Origin of the sequence: Subtercola boreus (genome assembly GCF_003399625.1) — a bacterium.
GTDB classification, from domain to species: Bacteria; Actinomycetota; Actinomycetes; order Actinomycetales; family Microbacteriaceae; genus Subtercola; species Subtercola boreus_C.
Genome location: NZ_NBXA01000094.1, coordinates 1 through 1273, shown reverse-complemented (window position 1 = coordinate 1273; position 1273 = coordinate 1). Strand labels below are relative to the sequence as shown.

Here is a 1273-nt window from a genome sequence, read left to right as displayed (position 1 = left end):
TGACCAGGCGGGTTTCGCGTGTTTGCGGGCCTGTCGGGGAGGATGTCCGTGATGGGCACAAGCAAGAGGAAGACTTATACGCCGGAGTATCGCCGTGAGGCGGCGCGGCTGGTGATCGACACGGGCCGGGCGGTCGTGGCGGTGGCGCGAGAGATCGGTGTCGGCGAGCAGCTGCTGGGCCGGTGGGTGCACGCCGAGCGGGCCCGCACCGGTGGTGGCGGCGAGGCGCAGTTGGATCTGGACGAACGGGCCGAACTGGGTCGGTTGCGCCGTGAGAACCAGGAGCTGCGGATGGACAACGAGTTCCTGGGAAAAGCGGCGGCCTTCTTCGCATCGAAGCAGAACCCGAGGAGCGGTTCCAGGTGATCGAGGCGGAGAAGGCCAACATGACTATCACCCGGATGTGCCGGCTTCTGAGGGTGGACCGGCGCCGGTTCTATGAGTGGCGTGCCCGGCAGGCGGCAGGCCCATCATCGCGGCAGCAGCGGGCGGTCGAGTTGACCAGGCAGATCCGTGGATTCCATGCCGCGTCCGACGGGACGTACGGGGCACCACGGATCCACGCCGACCTGCAGGAGGCCGGGGTCACGGTGTCGCGGAAGACGGTCGCGAAACTCATGCAAGCCGAGGGGATCACGGGGATCAGCCCGCGCACCTGGCACCCGCCGACCACGATCCGCGGGGCGGATCCGTTCCCCGTCCCCGACCTTGTCGAGAGGCAGTTCGACCAGGGTGAACGAGACCTGGCGTGGTTCTCGGACATCACCTACCTCCACACCGGTGAGGGATGGGCCTACCTCTGCGTCGTGCGAGACGGTCACACCCGCCGGGTCCTGGGACGCACCGTCGGCGACAGTCTGCACACCGACCTCGTCGAGGACGCGCTCCGGCAAGCCGTCGGTCTCCGCGGGCACCTGCCACGGAAGGTCGTGTTCCATGCGGACAGGGGCACCCAGTACACCAGCGGTCAGCTCGCGAAAGCCGCGACCGAACTCGGGGTGCTGCGGTCGATGGGTCGCACGGGGGTGTGTTGGGACAACGCGGCCGCGGAATCGTTCTGGTCCGTGTTCAAGAACGAGTACTACCACCGGCACGTGTTCGCCACGATCGACGCCGCACGACGTGGCGCCTACACATGGATCGACGGCTGGTACAACGCCCGCCGACGCCACTCCGGCATCGGCTACCTCAGTCCATTAGAGTACGAACGCCGCCAGCTCACACTGGCAGCCTGACCAACCAACCACCTGTCCGGGAAACGGGGTCAGCCTCA

Annotated in this window: 1 protein-coding gene; it reads left to right on the top strand. The window is 67.2% G+C overall.

The features are described from left to right. Window positions 1-42: 42 nt before the first annotated feature. A protein-coding gene (locus B7R21_RS19590; RefSeq protein WP_437184201.1) for an IS3 family transposase occupies window positions 43-1235 on the top strand; the annotation gives its coding sequence in 2 pieces (ribosomal slippage) (window positions 43-322 and window positions 322-1235; 1194 coding nt in all). Window positions 1236-1273 lie beyond the last annotated feature (38 nt).